Below are 25666 nucleotides of genomic sequence, written 5' to 3'. Positions count from 1 at the left end.
CCCATGCAGAACAAGCGCGGCGTTTCGCAGGTCTTTGCCCGGCCTGCAACGAAGCTGCAGATCCGCCCTGCCACAGTCTTTGATGTATTCGCTATGAGCCAGGTGCTCATCGCGTCGATCCGCGATCTGTGCCGGGCGGATCACGGCGGCGATGCCGCAAAAATAGCGGATTGGACTGCGGACAAGTCGCCTGCGCATATCCGCAGCTGGATTGACGGCCCCGGACGCTACTGGCTGGCGGAACGGGGCGGCAGCGCCGAAGCGGTCGGCGGCTTGGATCCGGATGGGGCGGTCTCTTTGCTTTATGTTTCCCCCAATGCTGCCGGGCGCGGCTCCGGATCCGTTCTGCTGGGGCATCTTGAGGCGGAATTGCGCAGGGCAGACCATAGCGACGGGCGGCTGAACGCGACCCGCACAGCGCTGGGCTTTTACCAACACCATGGCTGGCAAAGAGTTGACGCGCCTGAGGGATGCTGCGGGACATCCGGTGTCCCGATGCGAAAACCCCTTCTCTGACGGCTGCGGCTTCTTTCTGGTCCCAAATACTCCGGGGTGAATTGGCCGTATGGCCTAGAGGGGCAGCGCCCCGTCCTTGCGTCCAATTGCACCGCCCCGCGCCATAGTTCTTGAGACCGCGCTGGCATAAAGCTATGCGAGGGCCAAAGGAGATCCCGATGCCGCAGTTTCTGAATACCGCCGATTCTGATTTCGAACAGTCCTTTGCCGCTCTTTTGGGTGCCAAGCGCGAGGATAGCCCGGATGTGGACGCTGTCGTGGCTGGGATCATCGCCGATGTGCGCGCCCGCGGTGACGCGGCGTTGGTGGAGCTGACAGCGAAATTTGACCGGATGGAACTGGACCCCGCGCAGCTGCGGATCACCGGTGCAGAGGTGGAGGCGGCCATCGCCGCGGTTTCTGCAGAGGAGCGCGAGGCGCTGGAAGTGGCAGCTGAACGCATCCGCGCGTACCACGCCCGCCAGATGCCGGAAGACGCGCAGTGGACGGACGAGACAGGCGCAAGCCTGGGCTGGCGCTGGTCGGCAGTCTCGGCAGCTGGTCTGTACGTGCCGGGCGGACTGGCCTCTTATCCTTCGTCGGTGCTGATGAACGCTATTCCAGCGAAGGTTGCAGGCGTGCAGCGGCTGGCGGTCACGGTTCCGACCCCGGACGGACAGATCAACCCGCTGGTGCTGGTGGCTGCAAAGATTGCAGGGGTGGATGAAATCTACCGGGTCGGCGGCGCTCAGGCTGTAGCGGCACTGGCCTATGGCACTGAAACCATCGCCCCGGTCGATAAAATCACCGGCCCCGGCAATGCCTTTGTTGCCGCCGCCAAGCGCCGGGTCTTCGGCAAGGTCGGCATCGACATGATTGCGGGCCCTTCTGAAATCCTGGTGATTGCGGATAAGGACAACAACCCTGACTGGATTGCGCTGGATCTGATGAGCCAGGCCGAACATGACGAAAGCGCCCAGTCGATTCTGATCACCGATGACGAGGGTTTTGGCCTGGCTGTGGCAGCGGCGGTGGACAAGCGTTTGGAAACGCTGGAGCGCCGTGCAATTGCCGGACCCTCCTGGCGGGACTTTGGTGCGGTGATCACCGTGCGGGATCTGGATGAGGCTGCGGCGCTGTCCAACCGCATAGCACCGGAACACTTGGAGCTCTGCGTCAAAGACCCTGCCGCGCTGAGCCAACAGACGGTGCACGCAGGAGCGATTTTTCTGGGGCAATTTACGCCCGAGGCTATTGGTGACTACGTGGGCGGCCCCAACCACGTGCTGCCCACCGCCCGGTCGGCCCGGTTTTCCTCCGGCCTGTCTGTTCTGGACTTCCTCAAGCGCACGACTCTCAGCCAGATGACGCCGGACTCTCTGCGGGCAATCGGGCCGGCGGCGGAAATCCTGGCACACAGCGAAAGCCTGCAGGCGCACGGTCTGTCTGTCACGGCGCGGCTGGATGCGTTGAACGGTTGAGACATTGAGGGGCGCTGCCCCTCTGCGCGCGGCGCACGCATTCACACCGGAGTATCTCGAACCGGAAAGAAAGCACTGGCCGTTCAGTAGTGCGAGGTATACCCGCCATCCACGGCCAGCACCTGCCCGGTGACGTATGAGGCCGCGGGCGAAGCAAAGAACAGGATGGCCGGAGCCAGCTCTTCCGGTTCGCCCCAGCGGCCGAGCGAGGTGGCATTTCTCAGTTTTACAGCGATTTCCGGATCGCTGGCCGCGGCCATGTTGGGGCTGGTTTTGAAGAATCCCGGGGCAATAGCATTCACGGTGATGCCATTGGGGCCAAGCTCGGCCGCCAGGGCCTTGGTCATGCCGTTGATGCCGGCTTTGGCAGTTGTGTAGGCGGCATCCCCTGATTGCGCGATGAGGCCGGCAATCGAGGAAATGTTGATGATGCGGCCATATCCTTTCGGCGCCATTTGAGCGGCGGCCAATTGCGCAAGGCGGAACGGGGCGACCAGATCAACATCCCATAACGCTTGTAAATCGGAGCGCGTGAATTCCGTCAGGCCGCGCCGGTCCCGTTGCCCCACGTTGTTGACCAGAATATCAAGCCCGCCTTCAGCGGCGATGTCCTCGAATGCCGCGGCTGCAGATCCCTCATCAGCCACATCCAGAACCAGTGGGCGGGCGATGCCGGGTATCCGGGCAAGCGCATCCGCAACCCGGTCCTGACTGCGTCCGTTCACCCAGACCTCGGCGCCCGCTTCCGCCAGAAGTTTGGCGGCGGCAAACCCCAGCCCCTCCGTGGAGCCGGTCACCAGCGCACGCTGGCCTTTGAGGGAAAATCGTTCAAGCCCTGTCATCATCCTGTCTCCTGTTGCAGGCAAGCTGTGCGTGCGGGCGTGGCCTGTCAAGCACTGCCGCAAATGGCTCAGGCTTTGACGCCCGCTGCTGCATTGCCCCAGGCGCGGCGGTGCGATACTCATGGCCGGACGCCTCAGCGCATTTTAGAGACAAAGACCCATGAGCCGCATCAGCCATATCGAACTGGACGACCGCAATCTGCCGCCTCCGACGCCCGAGATCGAGCAGGAGCGCAAAGTGGCGATTTACGACCTGATCGAGGGCAACAGTTTTGCGCTGCCGTCCCGCGAGGGACGCGATCTGCCCGCCGGCCCTTACCATTTGGGACTGGCGATCCGCGACAAGCGGCTGGTCTTTGATGTCAACACCGAAGCGGGCGAGAAAGCAGCAGAGTTCCACCTGTCGCTTTCGCCGTTCCGTCAGGTGGTCAAGGACTACTATCAAATCTGCGAAAGCTACTTCAGTGCAGTGAAAACCATGCCGCCCAGTCAGATCGAGACCATCGACATGGCGCGGCGCGGCATCCACAACGAAGGCAGCCGGGTTCTGCAGGAACGGCTGGAAGGCAAGGCCGAAGTCGACATCGACACCGCCAGGCGCCTGTTCACCTTGATCTGCGTCTTGCACTTCGGAGGCTGACCGGTGAAGGAGCTGCCGCAGTCCATTCTGTTCTGTTGCGACCACAATTCGGTCCGTTCGCCGATGGCGGAGGGCATCATGAAGAAATTCTATGGCACCGGCACCTATGTGCAGTCTGCCGGTGTCAAGAACGACATGGAGATCGACGGCTTTTCGATTTCCGTCTGCCAGGAAATTGATGTCGAGCTTTCGCGGCACCGCTCCCGGTCGTTTGACGAGATGGAGCGCTGGGGCGATGATCTGTCGTCCTTTGACCTAGTGGTGGCGCTGTCGCCGGCCAGCCAGCGCCGGGCGCTGGAACTCACCCGTTTTTTTCACCTTGATGTCGAATATTGGCCGATTATGGACCCTACCGGGCTGGGTGAGACGCGCGCAGCCAAGCTAGATGTCTACCGGCAAACCCGGGACCAAATCATCCAGCATCTGAAGAATCGCTGGGGCGAACCAACGGAGAAAACATGACCGACACCATCGCGCGTTATTTTGCAGCCTTCAACGCTGGCGACACTGAGACAATGCTCGATTGCCTTGACGAAAACATTGCCCACCACGTCAACGAGGGGCAGATCCGCGTAGGTAAGGAGAAGTTCGCCGCGTTCTGTGCGCATATGAGCCGCTGCTACAAAGAAGAGCTGACCGATATGGTTATTTTTTCTTCTGAGGACAGCTCCCGCGCAGCGGCGGAATTCATCGTCAACGGCACCTATCTGGTGACTGACGAAGGCCTTCCCGAAGCCAAGGGCCAGACCTACCGCCTGCCCGGCGGATCGTTCATTGAGCTGAAAGACGGGAAGATTTCCCGTTTGACCACCTATTACAACCTGGCGGACTGGATCGCGCAGGTGTCCGGCAAGCCGGCCCCCGCATGACGGCCCTCCGCATCGAAGCGATGACCGGTGCGGCTTTGGAGACCGCACTGGACGATGTCGCACGCCTGCGGATCAAGGTGTTCCGGGATTGGCCTTATCTTTACGATGGTGATTTGGCCTATGAGCGGGACTACCTGCAGCGCTACCGCGACAGCGCGAGGGCTGTTGTTGTCGGCGCGTTTGACGGAGACACTCTGGTGGGTGCCTCTACTGGTGCGCCGCTGGCCGACCATGCGGATGATTTCGCAACCGCATTTGACGGCAGCGGCATTGATCTGAGCGACGTTTTTTACTGTGCCGAATCCGTGCTGCTTCCGGACTACCGCGGACGCGGCGCCGGGCATGGTTTTTTCGATGCGCGCGAGGCCCATGCCCGCAAACACGGTTTCCGTAAATGCGCGTTCTGCGGGGTGCAACGTCCGGCGGACCACCCGCTGCGGCCTGCAGATTATGCGCCGCTTGACCCGTTCTGGCGCAAGCGCGGCTATCAGCCCCTGGATGGCGTCATCGCGCATTTTTCCTGGAAAGATGTGGATCAGTCTGAAGAGACAAAGAAGCCGCTGCAGTTCTGGGGCCGGGATTTGTAGCACTGCCGGAGCGGTCATGCAGAGGGGCTTTCCGCAGGACCGCTGCATGAGGGGTGCACAGGGGGGGCACGGAAGTCACCCCGTTTCCGGAGGCCGCCGGAAATATCCGGAAGAATGTATGGGCTGCATCTGTAAAAAGGGAAGACAGGATGAAAATCGCAACCGCCGCCTATACGCTCGACTGGCTCGACAGCTGGGCCCAGTATGAAGACAAATTGGCCGCCTGGGTGTCAGAGGCAGCTGGCAACGGGGCAGAGCTGCTGGTGTTCCCGGAATACGGTGCAATGGAGCTGTCCACGCTGGACGGCGCCGCGGTTGCTGGCGATCTGCAGCAGTCGATCCATTCCGTGTCGGAAAAAATGGAAGACGCCGCCGCCCTTCACCTGAAGCTCGCCGCCGAACACGGGGTGCATATCCTGGGGGCTTCAGCGCCTGTGAACAGCGGATCGGCCCAGCCGGTGAACCGGGCGGAGTTTTATGCGCCCTCCGGCAAACGCGGCCATCAGGACAAGCAGATCATGACCCGTTTCGAGCGCGAAGAATGGGGCATCACCGGCGGGGGGCCTCTCAAGATATTCAATACCGCGCTGGGAAGAATCGGCGTGCTGATCTGCTACGACAGTGAATTCCCGCTGCTGGGCCGCGCACTTGCAGAAACGGACGTCATTCTGATTCCCTCTTGCACCGAGGCGCTGGCCGGATACTGGCGGGTACGTATCGGGGCAATGTCGCGGGCGCTGGAAAACCAGTGCGTGACGGTGATGGCGTCGTTGGTGGGCCGCTACGACTGGTCCGAGTCGGTAGACGCAAATACCGGCATGGGAGGCATTTTCGGTCCGCCGGACAAGGGGTTCCCGGAAACCGGTGTGCTGGCTGCAGGCGGCATGAACCGGCCCGGCTGGACCTATGGGGAGGCGGACCTTGAAGCTATAGCACATGTCCGGGCTGACGGCGGGGTGTTGAACCGGCTGCACTGGGAAGAGCAAATGCCGCGGGTGAAATCGGTCACAAAGGCCGTCATAACCTGATTGAGCCCTTGAAATATTGGAAAAATGCCCCCATTTAAGCGCACGTCCCGCAGTTTGCGGGGTAACCCAATGATGGAGACAACATGGCCAAGGAAGATACGCTCGAATTTCCCGGTGTCGTGAAGGAACTCCTGCCTAATGCGACGTTTCGGGTCGAGCTGGAAAACGGCCATGAAATCATCGCTCATACGGCAGGCAAGATGCGTAAAAACCGCATCCGTGTTCTGGCAGGCGACCGGGTCCAGGTTGAAATGACACCTTACGACCTGACCAAGGGCCGGATCAACTACCGCTTTAAATAAGCAGTTGATCCGACAAGACTATCAAGGCCCGGCTCTTTGCCGGGCTTTTGTTTTTACAGCGGCTTTGCAGCCGCCGCCTGGGGCGGAAGTATTTTCGGCCAGAGGAAAGTGCGCGGTGCTTTCCCGCTGCCGGTATTCACCGTATGACAGGCGCAAACAGGTAGAAGGGCCACGGCATGGCGTTCATTCTGGGATCGGGCAGCCCGCGGCGGCTGCAGCTACTGGCACAGCTCGGGGTGCATCCCGACAGCGTGCGTCCGCCGGAAATTGACGAAACTCCGCTTAAGAATGAGCTGCCTCGGGCCTATTGCGTGCGGGTCACGAGGGAAAAAACTGAAGCTGTCCCCGCGGGGACAGGGGATGTGGTTCTGTGTGCGGATACGACGGTGGCCTTGGGCCGCCGGATTCTGGGCAAACCACGCAATGCGGGCGAGGCGGCAGAGTTTCTGCTGGCCTTGTCGGGCCGCCGCCACCGGGTGATTACGGCAGTCGCCGTGCGCCGCGGCGACCGTGTCTGGGAAAAGGACGTGGTCAGCCAGGTAAAGATGAAAAACCTGTCGGACGTGGAATTGAACGCCTATCTCGCGACGGGCGATTGGGAAGGCAAGGCCGGAGGGTATGCCATTCAAGGCCCCGCCGGGGCGTTCATCCCGTGGATCAGCGGTTCCTTCACGGGGATAGTCGGGCTGCCGTTGTCTGAGACCGCCAACCTTTTGCGCGCCGCCGGGCTGCCATTGTATCAGGAGGCTGCCGCATGAAGGGCCGCACTATCATCCTCGACCATATCCAGGACCGTGAAGCCGCTGCGTTGATGGTGGATGGAAAACTGGAGGATTTCCTGATCGACAGCGACGCACCGTCGCCTGGTACGATCTACCGCGCCCGTGCCGACCGGCCGGTGAAAGGGCAGGGGGGCATGTTCTTGACCACCCCTGACGGGCCGGCCTTCCTGCGTCAGGTCAAGGGGCTGGCGCCCGGACAGATGCTTCTGGTGCAGGTCTCCGGTATTGCCGAGCCGGGCAAAGCGATCCCGGTAACCCAGAAACTGCTGTTCAAAAGCCGTTACGCCATTGTGACCCCCGAGGCGCCGGGCCTGAATATTTCGCGCAGCATCCGAGACGAAGACGAGCGAGACCGCCTGCTGGAAATTGCCCATGAGGAAATGGGCGAAACCGGATATGGGCTGATCCTGCGCTCGGCCTGCGCTGGGGCGGACAGCGGGGAGATCGCCGAAGACGTCGCTGCCATGGCCGCACTGGCAATGCAGGTGATGCAGGACGAAGGGTCCGAATCTGAGGTGCTGGCCGAAGGCGACACGCCGCATCTTCTGGCCTGGCGCGACTGGGTGGAGCCTGCGGACATAGAACGCGGCTCCGGCGGCTTTGAGCGTCTGGGGGTGCTGGACGCGCTGGACATTGCTCTGGGCATCCGTGAGCCGCTGCCAGGCGGCGGCTTCCTGTTCATCGAGCCGACCCGTGCGCTGGTTGCGGTGGACGTGAATACGGGGTCCGACACGTCGCTGGCGGCCGGTGTCAAAGCCAATATGGCTGCCGCCAAAGCATTGCCCAGAGCCTTGCGTGTGCGCGGATTGGCCGGACAGATTGTACTGGATCTTGCGCCGATGCCGAAAAAGGACCGCCGCGGTTTTGAAACAGCGTTGCGGGCGGCTGTCCGGTCCGAGTCGGAGGAGACGGTGCTGGCCGGCTGGACCAATCTTGGCCACTTCGAAATGCAGCGTAAACGCAGCCGCATCGCCCTGCGGGAGGTTTTGAAATGAGTTGCCCGATCTGCGGCGGGGAAGCGCAGAGGGGACACCGGCCTTTCTGCTCCAAACGCTGTGCTGATATTGACCTCGGCAGATGGCTGAACGGCATCTATGCGGTGCCCAGTTTGGAGCCGGAAGATATTGAAAACGCTCCGGAAGAAGCGCGGCAGACATTGCCGGCGGACGAAAAAACACCTCAAACCCGGCATTAGTGAATTTCTTTCAAAAACCCTCTGGACACCGCTGCGCGCACGTCATAGAAGGCCCCCACCCAAGGCGACAAGCCTTCCCGTGCCCGGGTAGCTCAGGGGTAGAGCAGTGGATTGAAAATCCTCGTGTCGGTGGTTCGATTCCGCCCCCGGGCACCACTAAATCACTGAAATAGTTGATTTATTTGGTCCGTTGAGATCGTCAGATTTCACCCGTAAAAGTTACACACAGTTATACACTCCTCTGACGGGCTCGATTTGTCCCAAGATTCCAAAAACCGAATACTCAAGATCAAGCATCTCCGGAAAGGGCTGGCCATCGTGCTGACAGCCCGAAGCCCGTACTGGCTTATTCGCTTCAGAGACCCCCTTGCAGGGAAATACGTCCACCGGTCGTCCAAGGAGACATCCCGGCTGGATGCGATTGAAGTGGCCTATGAGTTTGCCGACTCATACCGCAGCAAGGCCAACAGCGACCATGCTCAGAAGAAAGCCACCAGTTTCGAGCACTATGCCAAGAAGCTGATGGGCATTCAGAAAGGCAAGTCCAAGTGGTCAGACGGCGACAACAAGCTGCTGAACCGATCCAAGGACGGGCTGATCTGCTACTTCGGCAAGTATGATGTCACGAAGATCACCACCGGCAAGGTTCGGGATTACCTGATTCATCTGGACGAGAACCGGCCAAAGCGTCTGGCAGAATCGACCAAGGCCAAGCACACAATCATCATCCGCAAGGTGCTGACCCTGGCGGTGGAAGACGGCATTCTGAACGTGCTGCCGGTGATGCCGAAGCAGAAGACCGTGGACACGCCACGACACACCTTCACGGACGACGAATACAAACGGTTCATGAAGGCTGCCGGTGAGTGTGCCAAACGTGGGGATATGGTCCGTGGCGTCCAGATCACCGGCCACCATGCCAAGATGTTCCGGTTTGTCGTTCACACCTTCCTTCGGCCTACTGAGGGCGAGCTGTTCGGGCTGAAGCACAAGGACATTCAGGTCAAAGGCGACCCGCCGCACTTGGAGATGAACGTCCGTGGCGGCAAGACCGGTGGGCGCACCAGCGTGACAATGCCGCTGGCTGTCCCCCTCTATCTCGGGACTCTGAATCCGTTCGACGAGATCGGCCCTGATCGGAACGGCTATGTGTGGATGCCGGAATATTCCAACCGCAGGACAGCCATCAACACCGCCCGGCGTCTGTTCAACCATATCCTTGAAAAGGCCGAGCTGCTGGACGAGGACAGGAAGCTGTCTCCGTACTCCCTCCGGCACTATGCCATCCAAGCACGCCTCAGAGGCTCCCAGGGTAAGGTGAACCTTTACACCCTGGCCAAGAATGCTGGCACGTCGGTGGACCAGCTGGAACGCTTTTATCTGAAGAACATGGCCCCCACGAAAGAGCTGATCGAAAACCTACAGACACGTGGGGATGACTAGCCCCGCAGGCCGTTGACTGGAACAGCGGCGTTGTCTGCGATTGGGATAAGGAGGACGCCTTTGGGGTAGCAAAGGAGACCCCAATGGCACTTGAGAAACAGTTCAAACTTGAAGCCGCCGAGAAGCCGAAGGCAAGCCAGCCGTCGAGCCAGCGCCGTCAGAAATTCATCGCCGCCATCGACAAGCAGTTGGCGGGTATGCCGGATGGTGATGCCAGCACGATCAAAAGCACTTGGGTGTGGAAATCGGATCAGGGCGATTGGTTCATCTCTCCCCGCTACGGGAAAGCTCCGCTTGAGCTGGCCCCTGGCCTGAACGCCATCAAATGCACCGATGCCAAGGACGTGGCCGAGAACCTTCAGAAGTTGAAGACCCTCGCCAGCGAAGGCAAGCTGGATGACGTGCTGGAAGGTGCCGCGTCGGCCATCCGGAGCCGCTTCGGCAAATGAGACGGCAGGCGGGCTGCAGAACCAGTTTGGCCAAAGGCCGAACTCTAAACTCAGCCCGCCCAGCCCAACCAGCGTGCAAATCCTATGGCACCTGCGAAGCACTTCACGAAGTGAAGCCATAGCCGATCTTTGGCCAATCGCTTGATCACTTCGTGATCAAGAACTGCGTTTGTATCTGTTTGGTATTCTTGGGTTTTGGACATACTTCTCCTATCCGTTAAGGAGAAGCCTGTAAGACCCGAAGGTCTGACAAACCATCCACACACGATTGCTTTCCAAAGCGCGGCTGGCGGTTATCCGGTCTCAGCCTACGTGCTGCTCAAACAGCGGACCGATGTGCTAGCTTTACGTGGACGGCAATTCGGCTAGCTCGGCGACGGCACTTCCCCGTCTCGTGATGACAATTGTTTTGCTCTGGCTCTCTGATGGGGGCTTTCACCTTTCCCCCGCTTTCGCTGTCCCCTGACCCTACTATTCGATGACGTCCTGTCTGCTGACCTACTGGATTCGGTTCGGCACCATCCGGCGGAGATTACCTTCTGATCGCATGACGCTTCGGGCTGTCTATGTGGTTGTCTGTATCGCGTTCCTGATACGAGAGAGCTGCGAGCTGTGTTCAATATGGCTGTGTGTACGGCGTGTTTCTGTGTGTGATGCTATTTATACGCTTAGGTCCCCGGGTTTCCCGAGTTTCATGGCGATTTGGTCAAAAAGGGAGAATCTCCCCCAGACACCCGGAAACGGGGCAGATTATCCCACAGCCCCGGCAGCTAGCCCTGGCTGCCGTCATAGCTGGCAAAAATAGTAATTGTGTCATATGGGTGTGGGCGAACGACTTTTACCATTTCTGGCAAGTCGGCACGCTCACCTAGATCAGGCTCCCATGCAAGACAGCAGGCACTTCCGCACTGACCAGTTCCTCCGCAAGAACAGCCCGAATTCCGGCCACCCTCGTTACCTGGTGATCGGCTTTGACACCGAGTACCAAAGGGAGACGGTTACCAACGCCGATGGACAGGTCGAGCTGCGGAACCAGGTGCTTTCCTATCAGTACAGCTGCCGAGTCATCACGCCGGATAACGCTGACAGCGAGCCGCACTGGTCCGGCATTGTGCTGCCCAAGGGACGCGGTGATGACAAAAGGCTGACAGTGACGGAATTTGTGGAACATGCCCTCACTGCCGGGTTCCGGGCATTACCGGATCTGAAGGTTCCCGTTGATGTTTATCTGGTGGCGCATTTCACCCGTGCTGACGTGCCGGGGTTCAGCGACTTCAAGGACGAGGCCTCCCGCAAGGCCATGAACCTCGAAAACGTCCGCAATCTGTTCATGAACGTCAGCAAGGACATCGACGTGAAACTGAAGCGGGCCGGTGGCAGCAGGCCTATCCGGCTGAAGGTGAAAATCCGGGACACAATTGCCCTGGCTCCGACGGGGGCAAAGAGCCTTGCTCAGCTCGGGGACATTCTGGGCTTTGAAAAGCTGAAGCTTTCCGATGACCCCGACAAGGAGCTGCATTACAAGCAGCACATGGCCGAGTTCATGGAGGCGAATTGGCGGCTGTTCAGGGAATATGCCATCCGCGATGCAGAGATTTGCGCCCAGTACACATCCAGGATCATCCGGCTGTACTGCGACAAGACCGGCAAGTTCAAACTGCCGGTTACCCTGACGTCCATCGGGGTCGACCTCATCCGGAGCTACTGGGAGGGGCAAGGCCTCGATCCGCTGGCGGTCGTAGCAAAGGAAGAGGTGGAGGAAACCTACTGGAGCAAGAAGCACAACCAGTCCAAAACACGGAAGAAAACTGTCTCCACGCAAAAGCTGCACTGGAACGAGGACTTTTTCACCGAGTGCTATCATGGCGGGCGCAATGAGCAGTTCTGGTTTGGCCCGGCACCGGAAGGTGTTTGGTATGACTATGATCTCGCCAGCGCATACCCATCGGCAATGGCGCTCATCGGCGCTCCGCATTGGGATACGATCAGGGCGATTGGCAGCACTGACGAACTCCTGACCCGCTTTGCGCCTGACGATCTGGCCTTTGCCAATGTAGATTTCGAGTTCCCTGATGGCGTTCGGTATCCTGTTCTGCCAGTACGAACAGAAAACGGCCTGCTGTTTCCCCGCAAAGGCAACAGCACGACCCACATCAGCGAAATCCTGTTGGCCAAGCAGCTCGGCTGCAGGATCAGCCTTGTCGAGGGGCGGCAGATCGACTGCGACAGGATCATCAGCCGGACGGAGGAATACGCTCCTGCGAAACGTCCGTTCATCGGCTTTGCCAGCAACTGCATCAACGAGCGGCTGAAGCACCCCAAGAAGTCCCTAGATAACCTATTCTGGAAAGAGTTGGTCAATTCGACCTACGGCAAGACCGCCCAGGGCCTGCGGGAACGGCGGATATACGATTTGCGGGATGCCGAGACAAAACCGTTGGAGCCAAGCAAGATCACCAACCCTGTCTTTGCTGCTTTCATCACTGCCTTCTGCCGGGGCGTCCTGGGGGAAATCATGAATGCCCTGCCGCCGGAGGTGCAGATCTTCAGCGTCACCACGGACGGCTTTCTAACTACGGCCACCGACAAGCAAATGCGGGCGGCTGCATTCGGGCCTCTGGGGCGCAGGTATCTGGACGCACGCCGTATGCTTGCCGGAGAATGGGGCATCTACGAGATCAAGCATGTCATTCGTCAGCCCGTTGGGTGGAGGACACGAGGCCAAGCGACACTGCAGCCTTCGTCTCCCTCCGATTGGGAAGGGACCGGAATGGTGCCCAAAGAGGACGAACGTGTGGTACTGGCCAAGGGCGGCATCAAGCTTGACGGCCTCTTGTCCAAGTCGGAGCAGAACGCTGAAATCACCCGCCTGTTCTTCGAGCGCAAGCCCACGGACAAGCTGCTGGTCACCATGGGTGCTGGAATTCGCGAGATGTATGAACAGGGTATGGATTTCGTTGACAAGACGATGGATCGGCGGCTGTCCATGGAGTTCGATTGGAAGCGGCGGCCTGCCCAGGCGGGCGAAGTGTCGGCGTCATACGGCAGTGGTAAAACCTGCAAGCATTTGGCGTTCTCGACCGGTCCCTGGGACACCGTGGAGCAGTTCAACACCGTCCGCGCGATCTGGTCCCAGTACAACAAGGAAGCTCCGCATTGCTTGAAGACCGTACGGGACTACCAAGCCTTCGCCTCCTATTTCGAAGGCAAGCTGGCCGCACAAGGGGATGCCGGAAGGTACTTGGCCAAGGCGGACGGCCCGCTGAAGCGGCTCCGCCGGGATTTGGCGATTGCTCACAAGCTGCGAAAGGCGGGCACCCATGAGCTGAAGCCGAATGCCTTTGGGCGGGAGCGTCTGGCCAAGGATTCGAAGCTAAAGGTGAAGGAGCTTGCCGAGTTCCTTGCCGATGCGCTGGATGTGCCGTGCACAAAGACCGACCTGGACAATGCTCGCAAGAAGACGGTGTTCACGCCGCATCAGGTGCCACGTACTGCCGAGGCGGTTTCGGTGCTTGAGGCTGTGCGGCGGGAGCTGTTTCCGCTGCTGGAGATTGATCAGTTCGTGACCCCGAAGGCTGCGTTCAGCTTGGATGTGGCGAGTGCTGATATGACACTGCCTCCCCGTGATCGGATGAAGGATTAGGGGGAGGAGCGATGGCCGGGAAGTTGTTCAGTTATCAAAACGACGATTGTAGAGTGGCCCATGACTAGTTTTTGATGTTACAAGCTATCCCAGTAAGTCAGAAGACCTTTCAAATATACTTTTCCTCGCGGCTGACCTGTTGCGCCGATCGCCTTTTTTAGAGCCATCACTCGCTCTCCTAAGGTGCCACCAGTAACGTCGTTATGATGGGCGCTCAAAAATCGAATTACCTCAAAATCGCCGACATATTCATTTAACAGAAAATCATCCAGCACCTTTGCGAATTTTCGGCAAGCCCTCATCGTGCTGTATAGACTTTTTTGCGACAACCGTTCCATTGGCTGAAGTTCACGCAATCCGTGGTATTGCGCATTCTCGATGTTTCTCCCGAATGCATGCCCCACATTATTCCGCAGCTTTCGAAGCCTTTCGAGGCTTGCGTGTTGATGTCTCAGCTCAAGAGGTAGTGGTCCAAATATCTTTTCTAGAGCTTCGAGTCTTTTGCTCCAGTCTCCCTTGGTGCAGGAGATGATGTAGTCTTTGGTGTCGAATGTCGGCGCTCCATATTTGAGAAGAACTGAGCCGTCCAGCGCGTGTTTTGTCCCAAAGAGAGAAGCTGGGGCGGACCTTATCGCAAGATCTATTACACCCACCATGTAGGTTTCCAAATTTGAAGCGCATGCTAACGCTGCGTTAAGATGCGTCCAGTTTGCGAAATCACCGTAAACATTGGACCAGTGGGTGATATCGTTAAACGAGTTGAGAAAACGGTCTCCTGTTCCAAGAGCGCTTTCAGCGCTGTCCTGCGGCTTCGTTCCGTTTCTACCAAGCGTTTTATATGTAAACTTGCTAGCATTTTGCTGGGCGGTGAGCATTACCCCCAGTTGATCATCGTATTGAGAAAATAATTGGTAAGACCAGGTTGATTGCTCAAATGCTTGCCATCTATCGAAATTTCTTTGCGATTTGACCAATTCTCTGTCCTCAAAATTTTTGGCAGCCAGCAATTTGTGAAAAGTTCATTACACGCCGTGGCCACCGAAATATAGCTATACCTGAAAGAACCTTGCAAGACTTGGCTCGATGCTATGTTTCACTGTACCGGTACTGACTGCCTACGTTGCATCAATCTTCGTACCTTGGAGTTCGCATGCTGAGCTGAATCGTCTACGCTCAAAGGCATCTCGCATGCCCCGCCACGGAAAGCGGTTTGTAGTTGCAGACTGTTTGCGGATACCACTTCCCGCCCTTGGCTGTCTTCACGCCACGGTCGTTCAGGAGCCGTGCAGCACCGGAAAGAGATCCCGCCTCGGCAACTGCCTGTTCGAACTCAGCGCGTATCGTTTCGAAGAAATCCTGCTTCTCTAGCCGCCGTTGCACCGCCAAGGCTTGGGCGTTCCGGCCAAGCTCCGTTCCCCGCTTCTTGGCGGCTCTGAGCGCCGCTCTGGTGCGTTCTGAGATCTGACGGCGTTCCTCCTCGGCAAAGCAGGCCAGCAGGTGCAGGAAGAAGATTGAGACGTTCGGGTGTTCGCAGACGGTCAGCTCTATGCCCTGGTCGATGATCCCTGATATGAACGACACCTTCCGGGAAAACCTGTCCAGCTTCGGAATCAGCAGCTTGGACCGGGTCTTTTTGACGAGGTTGATCGCGTTCCAAAGCTCGGTCCGGTCGTCCCGTTTGCCGGATTGGATTTCGGTGAACTCGGCGATCACGTTGTCGGCGGGCTGAAGGAACTGCTCGACCATCGCCCGCTGCGCTTCCAGCCCCAAGCCAGACCGCCCCTGCCGTTCCGTCGAAACCCGATAGTAGACAACATATTCAGCCATTCTGATCCCTTCGTAGCCGACAAACGTTGGTTTGTCGTAGACGGCGTCCGAAGGATTGTTAGCTATATCAACGCTGATGGGTGTTGTGATTGCCTGATCCTTCCTGACCTACTTGAGCTAGAACAGTTTCCCACAATCGGTCCCACTGGAAAATCGGTGGAGAACATCAATGGGCGCGCTGCAGCTATTGAATGCTACTTGGATCTGACCCGCGGAGGCTTACCAAATATGGAAGTCGAGTGGGGAGCAAAAAAACAACGCTCTCGGCCGATATCAAGGAGAACTAATTGGCAAAACACAGGCTATGAAAGACTTCCTGAACTACAAGGGTGAACCTGATAAACACGGCGCTTATAAAACTCAAAAGTTAGAAGCGATACTGGATGTGCTGCAAAACGCTTGTATATCGATTGCCAGCAAAAGCGAGTGCTCAGCCATACACAATCGTCCACGCTGATAAAGGAATAACTAGTAGGACACAGTGAACGCTGACCTATTCAAATTTCAATTCTCCCGAAGAGACTCCTTTCTCCACTATCTGATAGTACTCTTCGATTGACACTCCAGTGCCGCGACCTTCCGCAGTTGCTGCGAGTTCATAAAGGACGGCGTAGTCGATTTTAGCATTATCACTCTCCAATTTCACCAAGTCATAATCGGGGAAAATTGAATCCTGAAGCATACCACGATCCATGATCTCGCCTGTTGCCTCTAACCCCTTGGGAAGGCCTGAAGAATAGACAAACACGGTAGTGCTTGCTAGGATATCTGCGATTTGGACCGAAGGGTGGGCACGAGAGTCGACAAATTCAAGCGGTTTCGCGAAGTCCCATCCCAACCCTTGTGCACCTAGTAGAACTCTCGCTCTCTCAATAGCCGCATTGCGTCCTACATCATCCAGATCTCTTTCGATAGCGCGAAGAGGCTTGCTGTCGTCACAAATGACTGTGAGTGGCATTTTCTGCCGTCCCCAGTAGTTGAGATGGCTCCACAGGCCGGACGCAGAGAGATCAAGCGTCCAAGTGCCATTGTCGGTGGTGTGCTTCTTGATATTCGCGATGTCGCGAGAAATGGTTTCTTTATGGCCAGTTGCAAAGCGTTGAATCAATTCGAATGGATGAGGTTTCCCTGATATTGCTCCCCCTTTGAACTCAAATAGAAATGGTGCATCGCCTATGTCCTTGCTTCTCATGAATGCTTGGAACTGCACCAAGGCGTCCTTTGCGTTGGAATTTTCATCTTGGAACCAAAGATAGCAAAACATAGCAATGAAGCGGTGAAAATTCTTCTGATAGAAGATGCGCGGGTCATGTTGGTAAACAGGCTCAAAAATGTACTCAAATACCCAGCCGCAAAGCGCCAAAAGTTTGTCGTGGGCGTTGATGGCAAACTTCCCGTCAATCTTCTCTACTATATGTGAAATAAGCCTCCGACCCTGGTTGCTTTTCATGAGCTTCGATGCTTTGAGTTCCGGCATCTGGACTGGATGGGTTTGCCGTGCCGAAGAAATCAGCGCCCAGGCCTCTTCATCCGAAATATTCACTGTCGCAAAAGCAAAATATCTTTGGTCTTTTGCTAAAAGGTCAGGGCCGGTGTGTCCAGCTTCATCGCATGCAATCAACACTTCAACCGCTCCCGCAAGAAGTATTCTAGGGACTCAACCTTAGCGTGATCAACGAACTATGCAAGAGAACTGATCGCCACGTTGAAATAGATATATTCTTGATTGAAAAGGAAAATTGACCGATGCACATTGTTGCTCCGCTTAGCAGCATTACCTAATGGCTTGACTAGGTCATTTTTCGAGTATCATTTCCGAGCGGAAAACACTCCCTATGGTCATAGTTGCTGATCGCTCTTCACTTTTGAGCATGCTTCGGCCGATCTTGGCCTCCCACTCAGCGCCGGACTCAGAAATTGTCTCTTCGATAGTTGGCCTATCCTGCATTTCTTTTATTGCGTCCTCGTTGAGACCCTGCCTCACAACTACGCGAGAAACGGGAGTGTCATCAACTATGACGGAACGTGGCAGTGCGAAATGCTGCTCGCGACCCAAAAAGTGTTCGCCGAAAAGAGAGGTTCGCTCTCTGTTTTTTAGTTCGTCACGTGCGCGCTCATTGCGATCATTTACTTCTTGTACCCGCTGCTCTTCAAGCTTCTTGGAGTACCCGTATCGTTCGCTAGGCCTCCTCCCGAAAGGTGAAGCTGTTACCTCGGCAGAAGTTTCATAGCCGGAAAGGCGCAGCGCTTTAGACATTACGCACCGTGTCGCGGCGTCGTTCGCAAGCTCCAAATCTTGTTCACTTACCACGAAGGGTTTCTCTGGTTCCGGGTCGATGAAGGTTAAATGGCTTGGATTGCCGGCCTCAACACCAATCTGCAACCCACTGACAAGGCGCTGTCCCGTATAGCCAGCTGGGAAAAGGATTGACCGTTTTTGTGCCACCCCTCCTGTTGGAGGAGGCCCTGCGTTCCCCAACTGTCTGGCGCCATACTCGCGCCCGGACTGGGTGCCCTTGCACTCAATTACGTGCCATACGCCACTTGTGTCACGAGCTACAAAATCTGGCGACTTGTTCGGGCCGCGCTTTGCTGTCCTCCGTTGCGTTGCCCCCATTGAGGCCGCGACATATTCCACGAAGTACCGTCCATCCACTATCCGGTCCAGATCTAGGTGTTCATTCAGCCATAGCAGCGGGGCGCCCATACCAAAGTCATCACTTAGAATCGTCTTCTGATGCGCATCGAGGTCTGCGAAGCTACTAGTTAAGCGAAGGTCCGGATCTGGAGTGACGGCGGAGAGATATCTTACCCAGGCCCAAAACTCGCTTAAGGATACTCCCGTCGAAGATGTCGGCGTTGTAAGGTAGCCAATCATAAGCAGCATTGCGGGGAAGTTGATATCCCATATCTGGGTCCCTCTATGAAAGGACCGTGGAAAAGCTGGGACATTTCCAGGCCCAGGCCAAGTCGCGTCCATGACTTCAACAGAAATAGTTTTAATCACAAATCAATCCTTTAAAGGGCCTGGCCCTAGTTTCAGTACATTCCGTCCGAAACGAAGCTTACGGATTGGCTAGCAACCTTCAATGGGGGTAAGGGCTCTTTGCGTTTATAGCTTCATCACCGACGCAGTGCGTGGCGAGGTGCGTAGCTTCTATAAGCCCTTTTCGCCAGGGAATGTTTAGGCCACGCCAGAACGGTCCGGCGCGGCTGGTTGGTTATCGCACTAAGCGCAAAGAGGGTGCCTCTGGGCGCGAGGGCATGTGCCCTGCCAGATCGAAAATTAACGTTTCGACCTCTTCCCAAGGAAGGTTCAGCTTCTGTGCAATTTCAGATCGGGTGACCCCGTTTTTCCAGAGTGCGGCCAAGACTTTTCCCAGGACCGTGGACGTCTCGCGCTCCACACCTACAGGCTCGCCCTTCCGGTACCCTCGCTGTCCCAGTTCGATGATGATCGACCTGTAATTCCAATCACTCAGCATACCTAGGCCGTGCAGTCGCGTTGCCAACGCCATCGCAGACACCTTCCAGCGGTGCTTTGCCTGGATGATCTGTGAGGCACTGTAGACGTGCCCGAAACGGCTCTTTACGTCATCTTCTGGCATCAAGAAGGCAGACGCAAACTGGTCCGCCTGCTTTTCAGCGTCATCTATCTGCGCCGACTGCCGCGCTGCGTGGAAGTGGAGTACAAGGTGCCCGAGTTCGTGCGCGGAGTCGAAGTTCGAGCGCTCCGCCGTCTTGCGCTGATTCAGGAACATGTAGGGGCGTTCCGCGTGCCAGAATGAGTAAGCGTCAACGTTTGGCGTATTCTCCGACAGGGAAAGAACCCTGATACCCTTCGACTCATAGAGCTTGAGTAAGCTCCCTATCGGACGATCACCGAGCCCCCAGTGTTGGCGCAAGAGACGCGCGGCGACCTCGGGGCGGTCACGTTCTTTGCTCAGGTCGATCAGGTCCGGCAATGGCAGGTTGAAGTGTTTTTCGATCCAGTCATAGAAGGCGATCCCAATCGACCCTGCTGCCAAGGACGCGTTACGCTCGGCTGCGCTCATCTTCTTAAGGCTTCGGAACGAAACGGCTTTTGTTTCGAGGGTTTCCGGGGGTTCCATGAAAAAGAAATCGATGGGGTACTCTAGTGCATCCGCTAGCTTCTGCACCGTGGCTTCGTCAGGCTGGTGCCCGTTCTCTGCCTTGGACACAGTAACAGGAGTGAGTCCCGCAGCTTCTGCGAGTCCCTTTCCGGACAGCTTCCGCCTAAAGCGGGCCATCCTAAGTCTTTCTGCGCTGAACATCACGTCTTGTCTTTAAAGCTTACCGGCACGTCAAAGTCGTCGAGGGGCTCGCTATCAGGTTCAATCCGGTCTTCCCAGTCTTCGCCGGGGCGATCCACAAAAATGCGTTCCCGGAAGTCCGAGTATCTCTGGTTGGCAATGATGGGGCTGGACAGTTCAACGCTTCCGTCTTCACCCACCATTACAAAGTACGTCGCTACCTGATCCCCGTGGGGGTCTTTTACGTCATCGCGGGGAACCCTGTCATGGTCGGTTTCAAGGGTCATTCCGTAGTAGTCAAACAGGGGAAAGCTGCACATCTTTTCAGAAGCAGGACCTTTCACCGAACGCGGCATCGGCTTGAAAACGAGGTCACATGCCTTGTCGACATTCTGGTAACCGATGCGGATACCAAGTTCGCGATTGATCACGGCTTCGACGCCAAGGGTGCGATCTATCACCCACTCGCCGTCTAGCACCTGGGCGCGCAGTGCTTCGACCCCGCGGATGTACGCAAGCGTCCCAGGTGCGTTCAGGGGCATGAGCGGGCTTGCATCGTCTGCAGCAGCACGAGCGGAGTCTCGAATGGCAAGAATTTGCGTTGACGTCAGGCCGAAGTCGGCAAGGCGCACTTCTGCGTCAGCTGGGGTTTCGGAGATCGCGGTATTGAAAGCAGTCATGCCTACCTCGTTTAATATTTTGCCTCACATTAGAGGGGTGGAATATTAAACGCAAGGTCATACTTTCGGGTTGAGTATTTTGGGGCGATTGTACCATTTCACATGGCCCAAGCAGCTCCGTGTGGTGTACGCTGCAGGAGTTGAAGAAGTTGACGCTCGATCCGACAAACTCCGGAACATTCACCATGCGTAAATTTTCCTATCATTATCAGCGCGTTGCTGGAAAATTTCAAAAAGTTACACACGAAACTTCACACTCGCTCACAACTATCTGATTTTGTTGCTGGTAATGTGATTGAAAATCCTCGTGTCGGTGGTTCGATTCCGCCCCCGGGCACCATTTTTACCAAGTGAAAGCAATGTGTTGGCGAAATACCCGCTGTTGCACCTCTTTGGTTGTTTGCCCGGGACTGCACCGGGACTGCAAAGAGGTTATTCCAGGTTTGCGTTGTGGTCGAGACGGACAGTCTTCGCGTGAACCCGAGTTGTTCCAGGCCCAGTTGCGAATAACGGCTTGGCGGTCCCAGTGAAGATACTGAGAAAAAACTCCGGCGGTAATTACTCTGGGTTGAAGGTGGCGGAAAAACAGTGTGTTTTCACGGAAGTTGAAACAAGTGAGTCATCTCCATGCCTGATTGTTTTGCGTTTCGCCAAGTTGATTACCGGGACATCCCGACCTTCTTGGCAGATGGAGAAGTCAGATCCAAGAATCATGGCACACCCCAAAGGTGTCACCAAACAAGTCTACCCGGTCTGGTTGGTTTGCGCGGGACTGGCGCGTTCACACTGCCGCATGGTGGTGTAGTTAATGACTACGTTGCATTCTATTTCTCCCCTTTGACATCGTTCACCTGCTCAATCCATCGAGAGAGCGTGGAGGTAATCGACCCAAATGGCGTCAAATTGGGTATGTCCAAGATGGATGATAGAGCCTTCATCGTGTGCCGCACCGACGCTTTTACCGCCGTAGGTGCTGACCTGCCCCCCGCAAAATCCCTCACCATGAAGTAGAGTCTGCCCAACCTGTGCTCTGGTCCCCAACATTGGACCACCGGAAGCTGGAGTTTTCCGGCTGTGTCACGATGACGGGCTGGTGACGCCATCGGGATAATGCATGGCAATCGGGACGTTATACCCGATCGCACTGTGAGGTCGGTCTTCGTTGTAGTGTCTACGCCAAGCTTCCAACTTTTCGCGGGCGTCGGCAAGGCTCATGAACCAATGCGCGTTCAGGCATTCGGATCGGAACTTGCTGTTGAACGCCTCGATGAACCCGTTGTCCGTCGGCTTTCCGGGCCGTGAGAAGTCCAGCGTGACGTCATTGGCGTAGGCCCAGAGATCCAGATCGCGGGAGATGAACTCGCTGCCATTATCGACTCGAATGGTGTTCGGGTAGCCAATCCTGCCGCAAACCTGTTCCAGGGTCTGAACCACGTCCTCGCCGCGGTAGCTGAACCGAGGATCCACGGCAGGGCAGAACCGCGAATGCGTGTCGACCACGGTCAGGATCCTCAATTTCTTTCCCATGGCCAGCTGGTCGTGAACAAAATCCATTGCCCAGACGTCGTTCGGCCCGGTGGCTTCTTCGCGATCCTCGCGCAGCTTGGCTTTCACTCGCCGTTTCGGGTGCTTATTCCGCAACTGCAGACCCAACTCATTGTAAATCCTGCGTGTCTTCTTGATATTGATGGTCCAGCCCTCTCGCCGCAACAGAACATGGACGCGCCTGTAGCCATAGCGCACACGCGTTTCTGCAATCTCCTTGATCCGCCGCTCGACGGCAGCCTGGTCCCCTCTCGGGACATCGCTGGGCGATGCCCTGCCGGGCAGTGATCCGCCGGGACTTGTAGTGGTAGGTGGAGGTGTCGAAGCAGATGGCCCCACAGGCCCTCCGGATCGACACGCCCCAGTCGACGCACATCCCGGTGACGATCTCGCGCAAACGGCCAGGCTTCAGAGCTTTCGCCGAATGACATCCTGAAGCATTTCCCGGTCCAGCGTCAGATCGGCTACGATCTTCTTCAGCCGGGTGTTCTCATCCTCCAGCGCTCTCAGCCGGCGCATCTCGTCCGGCAGAAGACCCCCGTATTTTTTCTTCCAGTTGAAGTACGTCGCCTGGCTGATCCCCGCCTTGCGGCAGATCTCCGCGACCGGCGTGCCTTGCTCGCCCTGCTTCAGGATGAAGGCCTTCTGCGCCTCCGTGAACTTCGATGCTTTCATGCGATTCCTCTCCTCTCCCAGCCAGGGAAACTTAGCGGAAAACTCCAGCTTCATACGGTCCAGTTTTCAGGGGGCAGAGCAACCTATGTAGGAGCAGACGAATGCGTAAGAGCCGTTTCACCGAGGCGCAAATCATCGGGATGATCAAAGAGCAGGAGTTCAAGCGTTAAGCAATTGATCCAGTGGATCAATTGTAGTGCCGAACGGGATGCCGACGGCGGAGGTGTGCCGTCGGCATGGGCTGAGCCCGGCGACCTTTTACAAGCTGAAGTCCAAGTCTGGCGGCATGGAGGTATCGGAGGCGGCGCGGCTGAAGGCGCTGGAAGATGAGAATGCCAAGCTGAAGCGGCTGCTGGCAGACACGATGCTCGACAATGTGGTTCTGAAAGACCTGCTGGGAAAAATCTGACGGCACCGAAGGAGCGGCGAGAGGCAGCGCTCCCTGCGATGCGGGATCATGGCATCTCGCAGCGCAGGGCCTAAGAGGTCTTTACGACGCGTTCCCTGATCACGCTGCCAACCTCAACTTGCCAAGGGTGTTCGATGATATCGAGTTGCACGAACTGAGCTGGTTCTGCCAGTTTCGGCAAGCCAATGTTGGGCTGAATTCCTTTCAGATTTGGAACCAAATTTTAAAGACTGAAACGAGCTTTGAGACGGGTACCTGAAGGCACACCGCACCGCGACCAGCATGGGCGTCAAAAAGGGGGGCGTGGACGCCTGATTGGTCGAACGAAGGGCGGCATGAACACCAAACTGCATGCCATCTGCGACAGCCAGGGGCGTCCGTTGAACCTGTTCGTCACTGCTGGTCAGCTCAGCGATTACATCGGGGCACGGGCTTTGCTGAGCAGCCTGCCGAATGTCGATTGGCTCCTCGGGGACCGCGGGTATGATGCAGACTGGTTCAGAGAAGCGTTGAAAGACAAAGGGATACGCGCGTGTATCCCCGGTCGGAAACAGCGGAAGAAACCGGTCAAGTACGACAAGCGCCGGTACAAGCGGCGAAATCGCATCGAGATCATGTTCGGCAGGCTCAAGGACTGGAGGCGCGTGGCAACCCGCTATGACCGTTGTCCGAAAGTCTTCCTCTCAGCCATCGCCCTCGCCGCACTCGTCATTTACTGGCTATGAGTCCTGACCCTACTCGCCCCAAGCTTCTTGAACTCCTTCCCTTCACCGCGCTTTCGTCTGGTCCTTCCTGCTCATACTGGCCCTCTGGCAGGCCAGCCTTCTCGAAAGGATTGTGCTCCCAAGCATCAACCGGCTTATTAGCGATCTGAACAGCTTTTGCTGCAACTTCCATAGTTGTTCTTCCTAATTCTGACCCATCGGGTCGTGGGATTTGCGCCGCAGATCAAAACAGGGTATATTTAGGTCACAAACACTGACCCACACCTGCGATCTGCAGCATGGTTAGGCCTCCCCCGCACCAACGGGCGGAGGCATTTCTTTCGCGCAATAGCAGCGCATGCTCTGGTGAATGTTCCTGCCGTCTTACCCATCGGCAGGTGGCCCTCATGCAGTCCGAAAGCCTCGAACTGAAATTGTGTGCGACTCCCGCACGGACAGGGCGATGGTCTACCCATCTGAGCTGGCTTTATAGCGGATAAGGTCCGAGAAGTCAACAGATCTCTCGTGTAACCTGCTGCTACGCAACACAAATTCGTCTTTATGACGAATTTCATGTAATTGGTCAGAGCGGTCGCGTGAGGGCCTAACTGCACGCAACTGACGTAGCTGTTCAACAGGGCGGTCTGAAGATCAGGCACGAAAGCCAAAAGATGCCGCTCTCCTGCTTCGGCGGGATCAGTCCTGTTGCGTGAAATGCCTTGAAGGGGACCGACCCGTTACCGAAGTCCCGAGCCTAAAGGCCGCCCGGAGGCGGAGGCGCCGCTTGCCTTGGGCGGCGGCCGGGCGGTTGGAAGGCGTGTTTGCGGTCTTGGACCGGCGTAACGCCATAAAGCTTGCGGTAGTGCAGAGTCAGCGTCGAGGAACTGGCATAGCCGACAGCATGGGCAATATCTGATACCGGATCCCAGGAATAGAGCACCATTTGCCGGGCGGCCTTCAGGCGCTGGCGCCGGTAGTACTCGCCGGGGCTGAGGCCGGTTGCGGTGCGAAAACTGCGCTCCAGCTGGCGCGGGGAAATGCCGGCCAAGCGGGCCACGTCTCGGATGCAGACCGGGGTTTCGAAGTTCTCCGAGAAGATTGCCATTGCCTCCTTTACCGCAGGCGGCATCTGGTCGACGGTGCGGTCGCTTTGCAGCACTGGGATTTTCTGGCGGGCACTGCCGTTGCGGATGACGGGGTGCTGGAACAGGCAGGCGATCTCGTTCTTGGCGTCCGGGCCGAGAGCATTGCCGATCAGTTCCAGCGACAGGTCGAACATGGCGGTTGCACCGGAGACCGTGTGAATATTGCCGTCCCGCACAATCAGCCGGTCAACGGCTAGGCAATCGGGAAAGGCGGTTTCAAAGGCGCTGCGATAACACCAGTGAACGGCACAGCGCCGACCGGACAAAACCCCGCTGCGCGCCAATGGGAAGACACCGCCGGACACTGCGCCCAGTGTTGCACCGTGCCGCGATAGATAGCGCAGCCGCCCATGCCCCGAGACAGGATCTTCGAATTCACCTTCCGGACCGGACAGCAGAAACAGGCAGTCCAGTCCGTCGGTGCCGGCAAGGCTGGTTTCTGCTGAAAAGAGGACCCCGGCGGAAGCTGCTGTGTCCGCGCCGGTCTCCGTTACCAGGGACCAGGAAAACACCTGGTGCCCGGCAATTTCATTGGCGGCACGCAGCGGCTCTATCGCCGAAGTCAGACAGGCCATAGGAAAGCCTGGAAACAGCAGAAAGCCGATGCGGGTACAGGGCGCAGGGCCAAAGTCGTTGGAATGGAAGGTCATG

Annotated in this window: 23 protein-coding genes, 1 tRNA gene and 3 pseudogenes; 18 read left to right on the top strand and 9 right to left on the bottom strand. The window is 57.2% G+C overall.

All coding sequences use genetic code 11. The features are described 5' to 3' along the window. Nucleotides 1-3: 3 nt before the first annotated feature. Nucleotides 4-516 (top strand): GNAT family N-acetyltransferase, encoded by a 513-nt coding sequence (locus METH_RS17460; RefSeq protein ID WP_084013834.1) that lies wholly within the window; start codon nt 4-6, stop codon nt 514-516. A 158-nt stretch (nt 517-674) separates the two neighbouring features. Next, entirely contained in the window at nt 675-1976 is a 1302-nt protein-coding gene (gene hisD, locus METH_RS17455) for a histidinol dehydrogenase (protein WP_024091796.1), read from the top strand. An 83-nt stretch (nt 1977-2059) separates the two neighbouring features. Here the strand turns inward: hisD and METH_RS17450 are convergent, their stop codons facing one another. Further along, nucleotides 2060-2818, bottom strand: a complete 759-nt coding sequence (locus tag METH_RS17450) for an SDR family oxidoreductase (RefSeq protein ID WP_044008742.1) — start codon at nt 2816-2818, stop codon at nt 2060-2062. A 160-nt stretch (nt 2819-2978) separates the two neighbouring features. On the opposite strand from METH_RS17450, the gene METH_RS17445 reads away from it, so the two are divergent. The 13 genes from METH_RS17445 to METH_RS17385 all read left to right on the top strand — a co-directional run bounded on the left by METH_RS17445 (nt 2979) and on the right by METH_RS17385 (nt 13756). Beyond that, nucleotides 2979-3458, top strand: a complete 480-nt coding sequence (locus tag METH_RS17445; RefSeq protein ID WP_024091794.1) for a UPF0262 family protein — start codon at nt 2979-2981, stop codon at nt 3456-3458. A gap of 3 nt (nt 3459-3461) precedes the next feature. Beyond that, complete coding sequence (locus tag METH_RS17440; protein ID WP_024091793.1) at nt 3462-3920, top strand: arsenate-mycothiol transferase ArsC; 459 nt, start codon at nt 3462-3464, stop codon at nt 3918-3920. After that, on the top strand, nt 3917-4327 hold the full coding sequence (locus METH_RS17435) for a ketosteroid isomerase-related protein (protein ID WP_024091792.1): 411 nt from the start codon (nt 3917-3919) through the stop codon (nt 4325-4327). Before METH_RS17440 ends, METH_RS17435 begins: the two co-directional genes overlap by 4 nt. Continuing rightward, entirely contained in the window at nt 4324-4914 is a 591-nt protein-coding gene (locus tag METH_RS17430) for a GNAT family N-acetyltransferase (RefSeq protein WP_024091791.1), read from the top strand. The genes METH_RS17435 and METH_RS17430 overlap by 4 nt, the downstream gene beginning before the upstream one ends. 149 nt (nt 4915-5063) lie before the next feature. Beyond that, entirely contained in the window at nt 5064-5942 is an 879-nt protein-coding gene (locus METH_RS17425; protein WP_024091790.1) for a carbon-nitrogen hydrolase family protein, read from the top strand. Nucleotides 5943-6025: 83 nt separating this feature from the next. Then, a complete protein-coding gene (infA, locus tag METH_RS17420) occupies nt 6026-6244 on the top strand; it encodes a translation initiation factor IF-1 (protein WP_005620785.1) in 219 nt (72 codons plus the stop codon). A gap of 176 nt (nt 6245-6420) precedes the next feature. Continuing rightward, nucleotides 6421-7002 carry a Maf family protein gene (locus METH_RS17415; protein WP_024091789.1) on the top strand — a complete coding sequence of 194 codons (582 nt, stop codon included), beginning with the start codon at nt 6421-6423 and terminating at the stop codon, nt 7000-7002. Then, on the top strand, nt 6999-8021 hold the full coding sequence (locus METH_RS17410; protein WP_024091788.1) for a ribonuclease E/G: 1023 nt from the start codon (nt 6999-7001) through the stop codon (nt 8019-8021). The genes METH_RS17415 and METH_RS17410 overlap by 4 nt, the downstream gene beginning before the upstream one ends. Beyond that, nucleotides 8018-8221 carry a DNA gyrase inhibitor YacG gene (locus METH_RS17405; protein ID WP_024091787.1) on the top strand — a complete coding sequence of 68 codons (204 nt, stop codon included), beginning with the start codon at nt 8018-8020 and terminating at the stop codon, nt 8219-8221. The genes METH_RS17410 and METH_RS17405 overlap by 4 nt, the downstream gene beginning before the upstream one ends. A gap of 81 nt (nt 8222-8302) precedes the next feature. After that, nucleotides 8303-8377, top strand: a tRNA-Phe gene (locus METH_RS17400). Nucleotides 8378-8539: 162 nt separating this feature from the next. Beyond that, on the top strand, nt 8540-9664 hold the full coding sequence (locus METH_RS17395; RefSeq protein WP_245602918.1) for a tyrosine-type recombinase/integrase: 1125 nt from the start codon (nt 8540-8542) through the stop codon (nt 9662-9664). A gap of 83 nt (nt 9665-9747) precedes the next feature. After that, nucleotides 9748-10113, top strand: coding sequence for a hypothetical protein (locus METH_RS17390; RefSeq protein ID WP_024091785.1), 366 nt, complete (start codon nt 9748-9750; stop codon nt 10111-10113). Nucleotides 10114-10930: 817 nt separating this feature from the next. After that, entirely contained in the window at nt 10931-13756 is a 2826-nt protein-coding gene (locus METH_RS17385; RefSeq protein ID WP_245602917.1) for a DNA polymerase, read from the top strand. 77 nt (nt 13757-13833) lie between these two features. On the opposite strand, the gene METH_RS17380 is transcribed toward METH_RS17385, so the two are convergent. Both METH_RS17380 and METH_RS17375 read right to left on the bottom strand, forming a co-directional pair. Beyond that, complete coding sequence (locus METH_RS17380) at nt 13834-14763, bottom strand: hypothetical protein (protein ID WP_156927524.1); 930 nt, start codon at nt 14761-14763, stop codon at nt 13834-13836. Nucleotides 14764-14929: 166 nt separating this feature from the next. Then, a complete protein-coding gene (locus METH_RS17375; RefSeq protein WP_024091782.1) occupies nt 14930-15583 on the bottom strand; it encodes a recombinase family protein in 654 nt (217 codons plus the stop codon). A gap of 304 nt (nt 15584-15887) precedes the next feature. Here METH_RS17375 and METH_RS24130 point away from each other — a divergent pair, with 304 nt between their 5' ends. After that, complete coding sequence (locus METH_RS24130) at nt 15888-16040, top strand: hypothetical protein (RefSeq protein ID WP_156927523.1); 153 nt, start codon at nt 15888-15890, stop codon at nt 16038-16040. A gap of 36 nt (nt 16041-16076) precedes the next feature. Here METH_RS24130 and METH_RS17370 read toward each other — a convergent pair whose 3' ends face one another. The 5 genes and pseudogenes from METH_RS17370 to METH_RS17350 form a co-directional block, all read right to left on the bottom strand. Continuing rightward, the gene (locus tag METH_RS17370) at nt 16077-17204 is read right to left on the bottom strand and encodes a DUF3800 domain-containing protein (RefSeq protein ID WP_206777820.1); all 1128 of its coding nucleotides are present in this window, start codon (nt 17202-17204) and stop codon (nt 16077-16079) included. Between the two features lie 174 nt (nt 17205-17378). Further along, nucleotides 17379-18470, bottom strand: coding sequence for a hypothetical protein (locus tag METH_RS17365; protein WP_044008486.1), 1092 nt, complete (start codon nt 18468-18470; stop codon nt 17379-17381). A 334-nt stretch (nt 18471-18804) separates the two neighbouring features. Beyond that, complete coding sequence (locus tag METH_RS17360; protein ID WP_024091779.1) at nt 18805-19878, bottom strand: helix-turn-helix domain-containing protein; 1074 nt, start codon at nt 19876-19878, stop codon at nt 18805-18807. After that, on the bottom strand, nt 19878-20537 hold the full coding sequence (locus METH_RS17355; protein WP_024091778.1) for a hypothetical protein: 660 nt from the start codon (nt 20535-20537) through the stop codon (nt 19878-19880). The genes METH_RS17360 and METH_RS17355 overlap by 1 nt, the downstream gene beginning before the upstream one ends. 1077 nt (nt 20538-21614) lie before the next feature. After that, nucleotides 21615-22757 (bottom strand): annotated as a pseudogene (locus tag METH_RS17350) (IS3 family transposase). 101 nt (nt 22758-22858) lie between these two features. Between METH_RS17350 and METH_RS24560 the strand changes: the two are divergent. Then, nucleotides 22859-23237: pseudogene (locus tag METH_RS24560) on the top strand (transposase); the annotation flags it as partial. Between the two features lie 181 nt (nt 23238-23418). Next, nucleotides 23419-23891, top strand: a pseudogene (locus METH_RS17335) (IS5 family transposase); the annotation flags it as partial. Nucleotides 23892-24624: 733 nt separating this feature from the next. Here METH_RS17335 and METH_RS17330 read toward each other — a convergent pair. Continuing rightward, nucleotides 24625-25665 (bottom strand): GlxA family transcriptional regulator, encoded by a 1041-nt coding sequence (locus METH_RS17330; RefSeq protein WP_052348739.1) that lies wholly within the window; start codon nt 25663-25665, stop codon nt 24625-24627. Nucleotide 25666 lies beyond the last annotated feature (1 nt).

It is taken from the genome of Leisingera methylohalidivorans DSM 14336 (assembly GCF_000511355.1).
Taxonomy (GTDB): domain Bacteria; phylum Pseudomonadota; class Alphaproteobacteria; order Rhodobacterales; family Rhodobacteraceae; genus Leisingera; species Leisingera methylohalidivorans.
This window is presented reverse-complemented; position numbering and strand designations above follow the sequence as displayed.

Bases quoted from the DNA above. Each gene is read 5' to 3' on its own strand.
- METH_RS17460 (WP_084013834.1), top strand. From the start codon at position 4: ATGCAGAACAAGCGCGGCGTTTCGCAGGTCTTTGCCCGGCCTGCAACG.
- hisD (WP_024091796.1), top strand. From the start codon at position 675: ATGCCGCAGTTTCTGAATACCGCCGATTCTGATTTCGAACAGTCCTTT.
- METH_RS17450 (WP_044008742.1), bottom strand. From the start codon at position 2,818: ATGACAGGGCTTGAACGATTTTCCCTCAAAGGCCAGCGTGCGCTGGTG.
- METH_RS17445 (WP_024091794.1), top strand. From the start codon at position 2,979: ATGAGCCGCATCAGCCATATCGAACTGGACGACCGCAATCTGCCGCCT.
- METH_RS17435 (WP_024091792.1), top strand. From the start codon at position 3,917: ATGACCGACACCATCGCGCGTTATTTTGCAGCCTTCAACGCTGGCGAC.
- METH_RS17430 (WP_024091791.1), top strand. From the start codon at position 4,324: ATGACGGCCCTCCGCATCGAAGCGATGACCGGTGCGGCTTTGGAGACC.
- METH_RS17425 (WP_024091790.1), top strand. From the start codon at position 5,064: ATGAAAATCGCAACCGCCGCCTATACGCTCGACTGGCTCGACAGCTGG.
- infA (WP_005620785.1), top strand. From the start codon at position 6,026: ATGGCCAAGGAAGATACGCTCGAATTTCCCGGTGTCGTGAAGGAACTC.
- METH_RS17415 (WP_024091789.1), top strand. From the start codon at position 6,421: ATGGCGTTCATTCTGGGATCGGGCAGCCCGCGGCGGCTGCAGCTACTG.
- METH_RS17410 (WP_024091788.1), top strand. From the start codon at position 6,999: ATGAAGGGCCGCACTATCATCCTCGACCATATCCAGGACCGTGAAGCC.
- METH_RS17405 (WP_024091787.1), top strand. From the start codon at position 8,018: ATGAGTTGCCCGATCTGCGGCGGGGAAGCGCAGAGGGGACACCGGCCT.
- METH_RS17390 (WP_024091785.1), top strand. From the start codon at position 9,748: ATGGCACTTGAGAAACAGTTCAAACTTGAAGCCGCCGAGAAGCCGAAG.
- METH_RS17385 (WP_245602917.1), top strand. From the start codon at position 10,931: ATGGGTGTGGGCGAACGACTTTTACCATTTCTGGCAAGTCGGCACGCT.
- METH_RS17375 (WP_024091782.1), bottom strand. From the start codon at position 15,583: ATGGCTGAATATGTTGTCTACTATCGGGTTTCGACGGAACGGCAGGGG.
- METH_RS24130 (WP_156927523.1), top strand. From the start codon at position 15,888: ATGAAAGACTTCCTGAACTACAAGGGTGAACCTGATAAACACGGCGCT.
- METH_RS17365 (WP_044008486.1), bottom strand. From the start codon at position 18,470: ATGCTGCTTATGATTGGCTACCTTACAACGCCGACATCTTCGACGGGA.
- METH_RS17360 (WP_024091779.1), bottom strand. From the start codon at position 19,878: ATGTTCAGCGCAGAAAGACTTAGGATGGCCCGCTTTAGGCGGAAGCTG.
- METH_RS17355 (WP_024091778.1), bottom strand. From the start codon at position 20,537: ATGACTGCTTTCAATACCGCGATCTCCGAAACCCCAGCTGACGCAGAA.
- METH_RS17330 (WP_052348739.1), bottom strand. From the start codon at position 25,665: ATGACCTTCCATTCCAACGACTTTGGCCCTGCGCCCTGTACCCGCATC.